At 42.7% G+C, this 13607-nt stretch carries 13 protein-coding genes; 9 read left to right on the plus strand and 4 right to left on the minus strand.

Annotated features, from left to right (window positions below):
• Position 1 precedes the first annotated feature (1 nt).
• Positions 2–1906, plus strand: coding sequence for a fructose-specific PTS transporter subunit EIIC (locus M1D98_RS07625; protein ID WP_435576713.1), 1905 nt, complete (start codon positions 2–4; stop codon positions 1904–1906).
• Positions 1907–2049: 143 nt separating this feature from the next.
• Positions 2050–2631 carry a signal peptidase I sipT gene (gene sipT, locus M1D98_RS07630; RefSeq protein WP_010328471.1) on the plus strand — a complete coding sequence of 194 codons (582 nt, stop codon included), beginning with the start codon at positions 2050–2052 and terminating at the stop codon, positions 2629–2631.
• A gap of 35 nt (positions 2632–2666) precedes the next feature.
• On the opposite strand, the gene M1D98_RS07635 is transcribed toward sipT, so the two are convergent.
• Positions 2667–2936 (minus strand): hypothetical protein, encoded by a 270-nt coding sequence (locus tag M1D98_RS07635; protein ID WP_010328468.1) that lies wholly within the window; start codon positions 2934–2936, stop codon positions 2667–2669.
• Positions 2937–3117: 181 nt separating this feature from the next.
• On the opposite strand from M1D98_RS07635, the gene M1D98_RS07640 reads away from it, so the two are divergent.
• The 3 genes from M1D98_RS07640 to M1D98_RS07650 all read left to right on the plus strand — a co-directional run bounded on the left by M1D98_RS07640 (position 3118) and on the right by M1D98_RS07650 (position 7163).
• On the plus strand, positions 3118–4737 hold the full coding sequence (locus tag M1D98_RS07640; protein WP_010328467.1) for an ABC-F family ATP-binding cassette domain-containing protein: 1620 nt from the start codon (positions 3118–3120) through the stop codon (positions 4735–4737).
• Between the two features lie 62 nt (positions 4738–4799).
• Positions 4800–5711, plus strand: a complete 912-nt coding sequence (locus M1D98_RS07645) for a ketopantoate reductase family protein (protein WP_121642499.1) — start codon at positions 4800–4802, stop codon at positions 5709–5711.
• Positions 5712–5810: 99 nt separating this feature from the next.
• Positions 5811–7163, plus strand: a complete 1353-nt coding sequence (locus M1D98_RS07650; RefSeq protein ID WP_456280165.1) for an IS1182 family transposase — start codon at positions 5811–5813, stop codon at positions 7161–7163.
• Positions 7164–7295: 132 nt separating this feature from the next.
• On the opposite strand, the gene M1D98_RS07655 is transcribed toward M1D98_RS07650, so the two are convergent.
• The 3 genes from M1D98_RS07655 to mreBH all read right to left on the minus strand — a co-directional run bounded on the left by M1D98_RS07655 (position 7296) and on the right by mreBH (position 9882).
• Positions 7296–8528 carry an aminopeptidase gene (locus M1D98_RS07655; RefSeq protein WP_268559330.1) on the minus strand — a complete coding sequence of 411 codons (1233 nt, stop codon included), beginning with the start codon at positions 8526–8528 and terminating at the stop codon, positions 7296–7298.
• A 111-nt stretch (positions 8529–8639) separates the two neighbouring features.
• A complete protein-coding gene (locus M1D98_RS07660; RefSeq protein WP_003238865.1) occupies positions 8640–8774 on the minus strand; it encodes a protein YkpC in 135 nt (44 codons plus the stop codon).
• Positions 8775–8874: 100 nt separating this feature from the next.
• Positions 8875–9882: a cell shape-determining protein MreBH gene (gene mreBH / locus M1D98_RS07665; protein ID WP_010328464.1), complete on the minus strand. Its 1008-nt coding sequence runs from the start codon at positions 9880–9882 to the stop codon at positions 8875–8877.
• 283 nt (positions 9883–10165) lie between these two features.
• On the opposite strand from mreBH, the gene abhA reads away from it, so the two are divergent.
• From abhA to ktrC, 4 genes are all read left to right on the plus strand, one after another.
• Positions 10166–10444 carry a transcriptional regulator AbhA gene (gene abhA, locus M1D98_RS07670; RefSeq protein ID WP_003238863.1) on the plus strand — a complete coding sequence of 93 codons (279 nt, stop codon included), beginning with the start codon at positions 10166–10168 and terminating at the stop codon, positions 10442–10444.
• 188 nt (positions 10445–10632) lie between these two features.
• Positions 10633–11919, plus strand: coding sequence for a two-component sensor histidine kinase KinC (kinC, locus tag M1D98_RS07675; RefSeq protein ID WP_121642501.1), 1287 nt, complete (start codon positions 10633–10635; stop codon positions 11917–11919).
• A 13-nt stretch (positions 11920–11932) separates the two neighbouring features.
• Positions 11933–12760, plus strand: coding sequence for a gamma-glutamylcyclotransferase (locus M1D98_RS07680; RefSeq protein ID WP_268536345.1), 828 nt, complete (start codon positions 11933–11935; stop codon positions 12758–12760).
• 71 nt (positions 12761–12831) lie between these two features.
• A complete protein-coding gene (ktrC, locus tag M1D98_RS07685) occupies positions 12832–13497 on the plus strand; it encodes a Ktr system potassium transporter KtrC (RefSeq protein ID WP_010328461.1) in 666 nt (221 codons plus the stop codon).
• The last annotated feature ends 110 nt before the right edge of the window (positions 13498–13607 follow it).

Genomic DNA, 13607 nt, shown 5'->3' on the forward strand with positions numbered 1-13607 from the left:
AGTGAAAATAACTGAGCTTTTAACGAAGCATACAATAAAGCTTAATATTGAGAGCAAAGAAAAAGAAAATGTGATTGACGAACTGGTCACTGTTCTTGATAAGGCCGGAAAATTAAATGACCGCCAAGCCTACAAGGAAGCCATTTTAAATCGCGAGAGCCAAAGCTCAACGGGGATCGGTGAAGGAATCGCTATCCCGCATGCGAAAACAGCAAGCGTTATCAACCCGGCGATCGCGTTCGGACGTTCAAAAGACGGTGTCGATTATGAATCATTAGACGGCCAGCCGGCTCACTTGGTGTTCATGATCGCGGCGACTGAAGGCGCAAACAACACTCACCTTGAAGCCTTGTCAAGACTTTCTACGCTGTTAATGCGTGAAGAAATTCGCAAGCAGCTCCTTGAAGCTGAGTCAGAAGATGCTATTATCGACATTATTAATCAGCACGATAAAGATGATGACGAAGAGGAAGAAGAAGAAGCGGCACCAGCACCTGCCGGAAAAGGGAAAATCCTAGCGGTGACTGCATGCCCGACAGGCATTGCACACACATTTATGGCTGCGGACGCCCTGAAAGAAAAAGCGAAAGAGCTTGGCGTGGACATTAAGGTCGAAACAAATGGTTCAAGCGGTATCAAGCACAAGCTGACTGCCCAAGAAATTGAAGATGCGCCTGCTATCATTGTCGCAGCGGACAAGCAGGTTGAAATGGAACGCTTTAAAGGCAAGCGCGTGCTTCAAGTACCTGTTACAGCAGGTATCAGACGCCCGCAAGAGCTTATCGAAAAAGCGATGAATCAAGACGCGCCGGTTTACCAAGGCAGCGGCGGCGGTTCTTCAGCTTCAAACGATGATGATGAAGCGAGAGGCAAGTCTGGCGGCAGCATCGGAAGCACGTTTTATAAGCATCTGATGAGCGGTGTCAGCAACATGCTTCCGTTCGTAGTCGGCGGCGGTATTCTCGTTGCGATTTCATTCTTCTGGGGAATTAATTCTTCCAATCCGGACGATCCTACTTACAACACGTTTGCTGCTGCTCTTAAGTTTATCGGCGGTGACAATGCACTAGGATTAATCGTTGCTGTTCTTGCCGGTTTCATTGCAATGAGTATAGCAGACCGTCCTGGTTTTGCGCCTGGTATGGTCGGCGGATTTATGGCAACTCAAGCAAATGCTGGATTCTTAGGCGGTTTAATTGCCGGATTCTTGGCTGGTTATATCGTTGTTCTATTGAAAAAAGCATTTGTCTTTATTCCGCAATCACTTGATGGACTGAAACCTGTATTAATCTATCCGCTGTTTGGTATTTTCTTAACTGGTATTATCATGCGTTTCGTTGTGAATACACCGGTAGCGGCATTTATGAACTTCTTAACCAATTGGCTTGAAAGCCTGGGAACTGGTAACCTTGTATTAATGGGTATTATTTTGGGCGGTATGATGGCGATCGATATGGGCGGCCCGCTTAATAAAGCAGCCTTTACGTTCGGTATCGCGATGATCGATGCAGGCAACTACGCGCCTCACGCAGCGATCATGGCCGGGGGTATGGTTCCTCCGCTTGGTATCGCACTTGCAACAACAATTTTCCGAAACAAATTCACTCAGCGTGACCGTGAAGCTGGTATTACATGCTACTTCATGGGTGCTGCTTTCGTAACAGAGGGAGCGATCCCGTTTGCTGCGGCTGACCCGCTTCGCGTGATTCCAGCTGCTGTCGTTGGTGCAGCTGTTGCTGGCGGATTAACTGAATTCTTCCGTGTAACGCTTCCGGCACCTCACGGAGGAGTATTCGTAGCCTTCATTACAAACCATCCGCTGCTTTACCTATTAAGTATCGTGATCGGTGCTGTCGTGATGGCAATTATCCTCGGCATTCTTAAAAAACCTGTTACAGAGAAATAAGAGAAAAGCGTCCCTCATTTGAAGGGGCGCTTTTTCTTTATCCTGCTGGCGGGAGCGCGGTTAAGTTATGTATTTTATAATCATTTATGATAAAGTAAAAGAAGAGAAACAACTGACATAGCAACCGTCTAGGAGGAAACACTTTGACCGAGGAAAAAAACACGAAAACTGAAGAAGCGGCAAAGAAAAAAACCAATACGTACTTGGAATGGGGAAAAGCAATTGTCATCGCTGTCCTGCTGGCTCTCTTGATCCGTCACTTTTTGTTTGAACCTTATTTAGTCGAAGGTTCATCTATGTATCCCACATTACACGACGGCGAAAGGCTGTTTGTGAATAAAACAGTCAATTATATCGGCGAACTGGAACGCGGAGATATCGTCATTATCGATGGTGAGACGTCTAAAATCCATTACGTCAAAAGATTGATCGGAAAGCCTGGGGAATCCGTTCAAATGAAGGATGATACGCTTTATATAAACGGAAAAAAAGTAGCCGAGCCTTACTTGTCTCAAAATAAAAAGGAAGCAGAAAAACTTGGTGTGAGTCTGACTGGCGACTTTGGGCCGGTTAAGGTTCCCGAAGGCAAATATTTTGTTATGGGAGATAACCGGCTGAATTCAATGGACAGCCGAAATGGGCTGGGGCTGATTGCGGAAAAACGGATTGTCGGCACATCGAAGTTTGTCTTTTTCCCGTTTAATGAAATGCGCCAAACAAAATAAAAACGCCTTGCTGGCCTTTGGACAGCAGGCGTTTTTTAATTTGAAAAAGAAGCGACTAATGCAATGCATAATACCGTAATAAACACTGAACCGATAATGGCCAGCACACTGAAGAAAAGGTGAACCTGTTTGTTTTCTTTTCCGCGTTTTTCTAAAAGCCGTTTAGAAAAAATATGCGAAAATATGTAAATAAGGGCTATGCCAATATATAAGCCGACATCTTTAGCGGTAAAGCCTGTTACAGCGAGGTAAAAACCCGTGAAAAAGATCAATAAGCAATATTCAGTAAGTGTTAAAAGCCTCAATGTGTTCCTCCATAAGAGTGTGTAATTTCCAGCTGGATGCATCCTCTTCTGTTTTATTGTAACATATGCTTGCAACGTTGAGTGTATAAGTGTTTTCTCTCCGATTTATCAGGGAATCATTTCTCTTGCCCTGCATTCATGGTATACTTTTATTGATGATAGACATGATGGAGGATAATAAATGATTGCTGTAAATAATGTAAGCTTGCGGTTTGCGGATCGCAAGTTATTTGAAGATGTCAATATTAAATTCACCCCAGGCAATTGCTATGGGTTAATTGGTGCAAATGGTGCCGGGAAATCAACGTTTCTGAAAGTGCTATCTGGCGAAATCGAGCCTCAGACAGGGGACGTTCATATGAGTCCTGGCGAGCGTCTTGCTGTTTTGAAGCAGAACCATTTTGAGTACGAAGAGTATGAAGTGCTGAAAGTGGTCATTATGGGCCACAAACGCCTGTATGAAGTCATGCAGGAGAAAGATGCCATTTACATGAAGCCTGATTTCTCAGATGAGGATGGAATTCGGGCTGCTGAGTTAGAAGGCGAATTTGCTGAGCTGAACGGATGGGAAGCAGAAAGTGAAGCTGCGATCCTTTTAAAAGGCCTTGGTATCTCAGAAGACCTTCATGCGAAGAAAATGGAAGACCTTGGCGGTTCAGAGAAAGTAAAAGTGCTCTTGGCACAGGCGTTATTCGGCAAGCCGGATGTACTGCTGCTCGATGAGCCGACGAACCACTTGGACCTTCAGGCCATTCAGTGGCTGGAAGAGTTTCTGATTAACTTTGAAAACACAGTTATTGTCGTATCCCATGACCGCCACTTTTTAAATAAAGTGTGTACGCACATTGCTGACCTTGACTTTAACAAAATCCAAATCTATGTCGGAAACTATGATTTCTGGTACGAATCAAGCCAGCTGGCATTAAAGCTTTCTCAAGAAGCGAATAAGAAAAAAGAAGAGCAAATCAAACAGCTTCAAGAGTTTGTCGCTAGATTCAGCGCCAATGCGTCTAAATCTAAGCAGGCTACATCAAGAAAGAAACTTCTCGATAAAATTACGCTGGATGATATTAAACCATCTTCCCGCCGCTATCCTTATGTTAACTTTACACCGGAACGGGAAATCGGAAATGATGTTCTTCAGGTGGAAGGCTTAACGAAAACGATCGATGGCGTAAAGGTGCTCGATAATGTCAGCTTTATCATGAATAGAGAAGATAAAATTGCTTTCACTGGCCGTAACGAACAGGCTGTTACCACGCTGTTTAAAATCATTTCTGGGGAAATGGAAGCAGACAGCGGAACGTTTAAATGGGGTGTAACGACATCTCAAGCATATTTTCCAAAAGACAACAGTGAATATTTTGAAGGCAGTGATCTGAATCTTGTAGACTGGCTTCGCCAATATTCTCCTCATGACCAAAGTGAGAGCTTTTTACGCGGTTTCTTAGGACGGATGCTGTTCTCCGGAGAAGAAGTCCACAAAAAATCAAATGTATTATCTGGGGGAGAAAAGGTTCGCTGTATGCTGTCGAAAGCAATGCTTTCCGGCGCCAATATTTTAATTTTGGATGAGCCGACCAACCATTTAGACTTGGAATCCATTACAGCGCTCAATAACGGCTTAATCAGCTTTAAAGGCGCTATGCTGTTTACATCCCATGACCATCAGTTTGTACAGACCATTGCCAACAGAATTATCGAAATTACACCTAACGGCATTGTTGATAAGCAAATGAGCTATGATGAGTTCCTTGAAAATGCTGATGTGCAGAAAAAACTGGCTGAATTATACGCGTAATAAAAAAAGCAGAGATGTTCCTCTGCTTTTTTTGATACATAGATATGAAAGGGGCTACAACAATGAAGTTTTTAGTTGTCGGAGCAGGAGGAGTAGGCGGGTATATTGGCGGGCGCCTTGCAGAGAAAGGCAATGATGTGACATTTCTCGTACGCCAAAAAAGAGCTGAGCAGCTAAAAGAAACCGGGCTTGTCATCCACAGTGAAAAGGGGGATGTATCATTCCAGCCCGCATTAATCACTGCCGGAGAAATAGGGCAGTTTGACGTCGTGATCATTGCTTCTAAAGCGTATTCACTTGAGCAAGTGATCGATGATGTCAAACCGTTTATCAATTGCGAATCTGTCATTATCCCTTTTTTAAACGGGTACCGTCACTACGAGCAGCTGTTTACGGCATTTTCAAAAGAACAGGTGCTGGGCGGTTTGTGTTTTATAGAAAGTGCCTTAGATCACAAGGGAGAAATTCATCATACGAGTGCATCTCATCGTTTTGTATTCGGAGAGTGGAACGGTGAGCGTACGGAACGAATAACAGCGCTTAAAGAGGCATTTTCAGACGTCAAGGCAGAAGTCATCATCAGCGGGCATATTGAGAAGGACATTTGGAAAAAGTATCTGTTTATTGCGGCGCAAGCGGGGATTACAACATTATTTCAAAGGCCGCTTGGCCCGATACTTGCATCAGAAGGCGGACGTCAGACGGCGCAAACTCTTATTGGGGAAATTGGCGCTATTCTGCGAAAAGAAGGCGTTCCGGCTGATCCGGATCTTGAGGAAGAGAGCTTCCGTACGATGACAAACATGTCTTATCATATGAAGTCCTCCATGCTTCGGGATATGGAAAACGGTCAAACGACTGAAGGCGACCACCTGCACGGCTTTTTACTTGGAAAAGCAAAACGTTTATCTCTAGCAGCACCTATATTAGAAACGGTTTATGCCAATCTGCAAATGTATGAAGCAGAAAAATAAAGGCTGTCGAGAAAATCTCGACAGCCTTTATTTTTCCTTAAAATATCCATTCTCGTGTAATAAAATAAAAGAAAGACTAAAAAGGACGGTGTCTTTCTCATGTTCCACACAAGAAAGTCTTCTCAAAACGCAGCCGAATTTGTTCTGCTTGACCAACTCGTCGAAGAGGATCATTTGCTTCGAAAAATCGATAAACACATAGACTTCTCTTTTATCATTGAAAAGGTTAAGCCTTACTACAGCGAAAACAAAGGCCGCCCCTCACTCGACCCGCTGATTTTATTCAAAATGATGTTTATCGGCTACCTCTACGGTATCCGTTCAGAAAGACAGCTTGAAAAAGAAATTTATTACAATATGGCGTACAGATGGTTTTTGGGCCTGAATATCAATGACCCAGTTCCGCACCACTCCACCATCAGCTGGAACAGACGTACACGCTTTAAAGATACAACGATTTTCCAAGACATTTTTGATGAGATCGTTCTTCAGGCCATCAATCATGATATGGTGGGCGGACGTGTCCTTTTCACTGATTCAACTCATCTGAAAGCCAATGCCAACAAGCACAAATACACAAGAAAAACGATTGAACAGGATACACAAAACTATATCAAAGATTTAAATGAAGCCATTCAAGAAGATCGAGAGGAGCACGGAAAAAAGCCATTACCGGCCAAAGAGGAGGTGAAAGCTGAAAAAGAGATCCGCCACAGTACCACTGATCCGGAAAGTGGTTATATGTATCGCGAAAACAAACCGGAGGGTTTCTTTTACTTAGATCACCGAACAACGGATATGAAACATAACATTATCACCGACGCCTATGTTACGCCTGGAAATGTCCATGATTCTGTGCCTTATCTTGACCGATTAGATCACCAAATTGCACGATTTCGTTTTGAAGTAGAAGCCGTCGCTCTTGATTCTGGTTATTTAACGACTCCGATCTGTAAAGGGTTAGCCGACCGCCATATTTTTGGCGTTATTGCGCATAGACGATATCACCCTACTAGAGGTTTGTTTCCAAAATGGAAGTTTCATTATGACAGTGAACAAGACAGTTACATTTGCCTGAACCAGCAGGTACTTACATACTCAACAACTGACCGAAAAGGCTACCGGTCATATAAATCAAATCCTGAAACCTGTTCCGCATGCCCATTGCTTGCGCAATGCACAAGATCAAAGAACCGCCAGAAGGTCATCACCCGTCATGTATGGGAGGACCATAAAGAAAAGATCAGACAAAATCGCTTATCTGTTTCAGGAAAAAACCTCTATAAAAAAAGAAAAGAAAAAATAGAGCGAAGCTTTGCAGATTCAAAACAGCTGCATGGGCTTCGCTATTGCAGGTTGAGGGGAAAACGGAATGTGAGTGAACAAGTTCTCCTCACAGCCGCATGCCAGAACATGAAGAAGATTGCCACATACCTAGCCAAGCAGGGCTAGGTATGTGGGAGCTCTTTTTCAGTTTTTGAAATCCGCTGAACAACTAAAGAAACAGCAGAAAACAAAAAAGGCTTGTAGAAAAAACGTCGTTTTCTCTACAAGCTGAGGAGGCGAAAGCCTCCTTTTGTTTATTTAAAAAGCCCAATTTCCCTTTCTGAAGATAGGCTCTCTTTTTCCGTCATTCGTAATTCCATCAATATTCATATCTTTAGAACCAATCATAAAGTCTACGTGTGCAATGCTTTCATTTAGGCCCTCTTTGACAAGCTCCTCACGTGACATCTGCTTTCCGCCTTCAATGTTAAAGGCATAGGCACTCCCGATCGCCAAATGATTTGACGCATTCTCATCAAACAATGTGTTATAGAAAAGAATATTTGATTGTGATATAGGCGAATCGTAAGGTACAAGTGCCACTTCACCTAAATAGTGAGAACCTTCATCTGTTTCCACCAGTTCTTTTAAAATGTCTTCACCTTTTTCGGCTTTTATGTCGATTATACGGCCATTTTCAAACGTGAGGGTGAAGTTTTCAATAATATTTCCGCCATAGCTTAACGGTTTTGTGCTCGATACGACTCCATCGACCCCGTTTTTTTGCGGCAGCGTGAATACTTCTTCTGTCGGCATATTGGCCATAAACTCATGGCCGCTTTCATTTACACTGCCCGCACCAGCCCAAACATGCTTTTTCGGCAGCTTAATGGTTAAATCAGTTCCTTCTGCTTGATAGTGTAAAGCGGCGTAATGTCTCTTGTTTAAATGGTCAACTTTTTCATGAAGATTTTGATCATGCTTGATCCAAGCTTGAACCGGGTTGTCTTCGTTTACGCGCGTTGCTTTGAAAATTTCTTCCCACAGAAGCTGAATCGCTTCCTCTTCTGATTTGCCGGGAAAAACTTTTTGGGCCCAGCCCGCTGATGCCGCACCAACGACAGTCCAGCTGACTTTGTCCGATTGAATATATTGTCTGTATGTATGTAGTGCCTTGCCTGCAGCTTTTTGGAATGCAGCGATCCGTTTGGAATCTGCTCCTTTTAATAAGTCTGGGTTTGATGACACAACAGAGATGAAAGCAGCTCCTTTTTGAGCAAGCTCTTCTTTGCCTTTTGCTTCCCATTCAGGGTATTCTTCGAATGCTTCAAACGGCGCGAGTTCATATTTTAATTTGGTGACTTCGTCATCCTGCCAATTCACCGTGACATTTTTTGCGCCTTTTTCATATGCGTGTTTCACAATGAGACGGACAAAATCCCGTACGTCTGTTGAAGCGTTTACCACTACATATTGGCCTTTTTGCACGTTTACGCCGACCTCTACCGCCAGCTGCGCATATGTATTTAATTTCTGGGAAAATGAATCCATAAATTATTCCTCCTCAAGCTTTTTCCTCATCATATCAAATATGATCCCATAAAGGAAAGAAAGGAGGCAAAAGTGAAAAACCCAAAACAACATGTCTTGGGTTTTTCGAAATTACGGATGATTCAGTTTTACAGTGCCGCCTGCAGGCGAATGGGGCATATTGGCTAAAGAAATGCTCATGCCACCAAGAATAATTCCGCTTAAAATGGCTGCGATGGCTACTCTTCTTCCTAAATCTCTTAGCATCTGTTTCCTCCTTAACGTTTCTCCATTTCCCACAATATGAAGGGAGTGAGGAAAAAAGAAGCAAGAAATTTGCTGCATGTGATATTTTTTCAGGAAAAGACTATTTAATCGCCTTTTGAAGCTTATCAATCACTTCTAAAGAACGGCCGGTTCCAATTGCCACAGATTCAAGCGGGTTTTGCGCCACGTGTACAGGCACGACAATCTCTTCTGTGAGCCATTCTTTAATCCCGTTAAGGAGCGCGCCGCCGCCTGTTAAAATGACGCCGCGGTCAACAATATCTCCGCTCAATTCAGGCGGGCAGTCCTCAAGTGTAGCTCTGATGGCTTCAAGAATATGCAGGAGAGATTCACGCATTGCATCTTGAATTTCGTTAGATTGAAGCATAATGGTTTTGGGAAGGCCTGTCACGAGATCGCGTCCCCGGATTTCCATTGCATCAGGAACATGCTCAATTAAAGCATGGCCAATCTCCATTTTGATCTGCTCAGCTGTCCGTTCACCAATCAGCAAATTGTATTTTTTCCGGACGAAGGAAACGATATCCTCATCAAGCTGGTCTCCACCGATTCTAATAGAGTGGCAGGAAACAACGCCGCCGAAGGAAATGATGGCGACCTCTGTCGTCCCTCCGCCGATATCTACTACCACATTGGCAACCGGCTCATCGACCGGCAAATCCGCTCCGATGGCGGCTGCTACCGGCTCTTCAATTAAATGGACGTTTTTCGCGCCGCAATTTTTCACCGCGTCACTGATGGCACGGCGTTCTACGGCTGTCGAGCCTGACGGTGTGCAAACGACTACATTCGGTTTTCTGAACGACATGCCGATGCTTTTTGCGGCTTTTTTCATAATGTGCTTTAGCAAATCGGTTGTCATATCATAGTCTGCGATCACGCCATCTTTCATTGGTCTGACAGCGACAATTTTTCCCGGTGTTTTCCCGATCATGTTTTTCGCGTCAGTCCCGATCGCAAGGACTGCTTTTGTCGTAGTATCCACTGCCACTACAGATGGTTCATTTAAGATAATCCCTTTATTTTTGCTGTACACAAGTATATTAGCTGTTCCTAAGTCAATCCCGATTTCAGTTGATTGAAACATGTTTTCACCCAATCTCTATCCTGATTTTATATCATTCTACATTTAAAGTTTCTGAGAAATGAAGCGATTTTTGGGGGTGTGTGTCGGGAAAGAAATGTTTTTGTAAAAAATCATGGAACAGTGTAACAGAAGTAATACATTTTTCGGTTTTATGGTAAAAATATCTTGTGATTCTTATAGAAAGCGGGAAACTTTTTCTGAGTTTCATACGTCTACGATATATTGAGGTTCATCCTTAAACATTACATGAGAAAAGAAACATTTAAAGGAAGAAGGGTTTTTTATGAAATCAATAGGTGTTGTGAGAAAAGTAGATGAGTTAGGGCGTATTGTCATGCCGATCGAATTAAGACGGGCATTGGATATTGCGATAAAAGACAGCATTGAGTTTTTTGTTGACGGGGATAAAATTATCTTGAAAAAGTATAAACCTCATGGGGTTTGTTTAATGACCGGAGAAATCACTTCAGATAATAAAGAATACGGCAATGGTAAGATTACGTTAAGCCCTGAGGGGGCACAGCTGCTTCTCGAAGAAATCCAAGCCGCTTTAAAAGAATAATATCATGTTGAAAAAGGCGGAAAGAAACAATCTCCGCCTTTCTTTCTGCCGATTTCTGAATCCGCCGCCTAAGATATGGCATCATATACATCAGGTGATGAATGATTTGGGATACTTTACATATTTTACTCAATTATTTGTCGAAGAATGGTACAATAAATAGAGAAACACAAGCGGCAGGTGGTCATATGAGAAAATATCAAGCACGTATCATTTCCATCATCTTGGCAATGATTTTTATTATGTTTTGGGATTATTTATTTTATTTTATAGGCAAAAACCCGATTAATTGGCCTGTTGATATTGTGTATACTGCAGTCACGTTAGCAAGTGTCTGGATGCTGGCTTATTATATTGATGAAAAACAGCAGCTGGTTCAAAAAATGAAGGATAATGAATGGAAGTATAAACAGCTTTCTGAAGAAAAAAACCGCATCATGGATAATTTGCAGGAAATCGTATTTCAAACGAATGCCAAAGGTGAAATTACATATTTAAACCAAGCGTGGGCCTCCATAACCGGCTTTTCCATCAGTGAATGTATGGGCACAATGTATAATGATTACTTCATAAAAGAAAAGCACGTAGCCGACCACATCAACACCCAAATTCAAAACAAAGCCTCTTCTGGCATGTTTACGGCAAAATACGTGACAAAGAATGGCACGATTTTTTGGGGAGAAGTTCATTATAAACTTTACTACGATCGAGATGACCAATTTACAGGCAGCCTGGGCACAATGTCAGATATCACTGAGCGGAAAGAAGCCGAAGATGAGCTTATTGAGATTAATGAACGGCTGGCGAGAGAATCACAGAAACTGTCAATCACAAGTGAACTTGCCGCCGGGATTGCACATGAGGTCAGAAACCCTTTAACCTCTGTCAGCGGTTTCCTTCAGATTATGAAAACACAATATCCAGACAGAAAAGGTTATTTTGACATCATTTTTTCAGAGATTAAAAGAATTGATTTGGTGCTCAGCGAGCTGTTGCTGCTTGCAAAACCGCAGGCGGTCGCATTTAAGGCGCATCACCTCAACGAGATCCTGAAACAAGTTACGACATTGCTTGATACCAATGCAATTCTGTCCAATATCGTCATAGAAAAAAATTTCAAAGAGACAGAGAGCTGTATCATTAACGGAGACGAAAATCAGCTGAAGCAGGTCTTTATCAATATCATTAAAAATGGAATTGAGGCAATGCCACAAGGCGGTGTCGTTACCATTTCAACCGCAAAGACAACCTCTCACGCCGTGATAAGCGTGAAAGATGAAGGAAACGGCATGCCCCAGGAAAAGCTTAAGCAGATTGGCAAACCTTTTTATTCAACCAAAGAAAAGGGCACGGGACTCGGACTTGCCATTTGTTTAAGAATCTTGAAGGAGCATGACGGAGAATTGAAAATCGAAAGTGAAGCTGGAAAAGGCAGTGTCTTTCAAGTTGTTTTGCCTTTTAAACCAAACGGCTGAGAGGGGGGAGACGATACACATGCTGCTGTTTGTATATGGGACATTAAGAAAACATGAAAAAAATCATCATCTGCTTGCGCAGTCGGTATGTATCAATGAGCAGGCAAGAACGAAGGGATGTCTGTTTGATTCAAATGAGGGGCCTGCAGCCGCTTTTGATGATGAAGGCTATATATGCGGCGAGTTATATGAAGCAGATGAATGGTGTATACATAAGCTCGATCAATTTTATCAAGGTAGTGAAAAACATACGGTCCTTGTAGAAACGGATGACGGAATCAAAAAAGCGCTTGTTTATGATATGGACAAAACCAAATATGCCGGCTTTTCAAAAATTAGCAGCGGTGACTGGAAAGAACATCAAATGATCAGCAAATCGCAAAATCCTGTTTATTATTTTGCTTATGGGTCCTGCATGGACAATGCCCGCTTTCAAAAGGCGGGAGTCGAACACTATTTTCAAGATCCAGTAGGGAGAGCGGTTTTAAAAGGATATACAACCCGCTTCACCCTAAAAAGGGAAGACGGCTCAAGAGCGGATATGATGGAAGACGGAGGAACAACAGAAGGCGTTTTATATCGTATTCCTTTCTCTGCTCTCACTTATTTATATAAAAGGGAGGGCGTAGCATCTCTTGCGTATCGGCCGGCCTTTGTAGACGTTGAAGCAGGTGGGGAGCGCTATACAGATTGCTTAACCTTTCTCGTTCTCCAAAAAGAACCGGAAACTGCCCCGCCTCAGCACTATCAGGTTGAAATTGAACGCGGAGCGGAGATGTATTTGTCATCGGAGTTTGCTGAAAAGCTCAAGCGGCATATGAATTCCCTGCCAAAAGGGTAACGATATTAACACTGTTACAAAAGAATATGATAAAATTTGATCAATATGAAGTCAGGTAAAGGAGCACCATTATGAAAAAAGAATTTGCGGTAATTGGACTGGGCCGTTTTGGTGGCAGTATTTGCAAAGCATTAAGCGAAGAAGGCGTCGAGGTTATGGCGATGGATATTGACGAAGATAAAGTCAACGAGTATGCCAAGATCGCATCCCACGCCGTTATCGGTGATTCAACAGACGAATCTGTCCTGAAAAATTTAGGTCTGCGTAATTTTGACCACGTCATTGTAGCAATCGGCGAAAACATTCAAGCGAGTATTTTAACAACTCTTATTCTGAAAGAACTTGGCGTTCATACCATTACAGTGAAGGCGCAGAACGATTATCACGAAAAAGTGCTTTCTAAAATCGGGGCCGATCACATCGTCCACCCGGAACGCGATATGGCAAAACGAATTGCGCATAACATCGTGTCCAATAACGTACTTGATTATTTGGAGCTGTCTGAAGAGCATAGTCTTGTTGAAATCGTAGCTAACAGCCGCCTGGCTGGAAATACGCTTCTCGATTTAGATATTCGTGCGAAATACGGTATTAACATCGTAGCTATCAAAAGGGGCAAGGAAGTCATCGTATCACCTCTTGCAACGGAAGTGATACATCAAGAAGATATTCTCATCGTCATTGGATCAGTGACAGACATTTCCCGTTTTGAAAAAAGAGTTCTCTATACAAAATAGCAGTAAAACAAGCCGTCCCCAAAGGGCGGTGTTTTTAATATTATCAGAATATAACGACTTTAATGAAATGAGCGTTAATTTCCTAATATTTTATTGACTAAGCATGGTCG

The sequence above is a fragment of the Bacillus sp. K7 genome (assembly GCF_053903245.1).

Excerpts from the sequence above, each read along its gene's own strand:
- M1D98_RS07640 (WP_010328467.1), top strand. The coding sequence starts at position 3,118 with ATGATTGCTGTAAATAATGTAAGCTTGCGGTTTGCGGATCGCAAGTTA.
- M1D98_RS07645 (WP_121642499.1), top strand. The coding sequence starts at position 4,800 with ATGAAGTTTTTAGTTGTCGGAGCAGGAGGAGTAGGCGGGTATATTGGC.
- M1D98_RS07650 (WP_456280165.1), top strand. The coding sequence starts at position 5,811 with ATGTTCCACACAAGAAAGTCTTCTCAAAACGCAGCCGAATTTGTTCTG.
- M1D98_RS07655 (WP_268559330.1), bottom strand. The coding sequence starts at position 8,528 with ATGGATTCATTTTCCCAGAAATTAAATACATATGCGCAGCTGGCGGTA.
- M1D98_RS07660 (WP_003238865.1), bottom strand. The coding sequence starts at position 8,774 with ATGCTAAGAGATTTAGGAAGAAGAGTAGCCATCGCAGCCATTTTAAGC.
- mreBH (WP_010328464.1), bottom strand. The coding sequence starts at position 9,882 with ATGTTTCAATCAACTGAAATCGGGATTGACTTAGGAACAGCTAATATA.
- abhA (WP_003238863.1), top strand. The coding sequence starts at position 10,166 with ATGAAATCAATAGGTGTTGTGAGAAAAGTAGATGAGTTAGGGCGTATT.
- kinC (WP_121642501.1), top strand. The coding sequence starts at position 10,633 with ATGAGAAAATATCAAGCACGTATCATTTCCATCATCTTGGCAATGATT.
- ktrC (WP_010328461.1), top strand. The coding sequence starts at position 12,832 with ATGAAAAAAGAATTTGCGGTAATTGGACTGGGCCGTTTTGGTGGCAGT.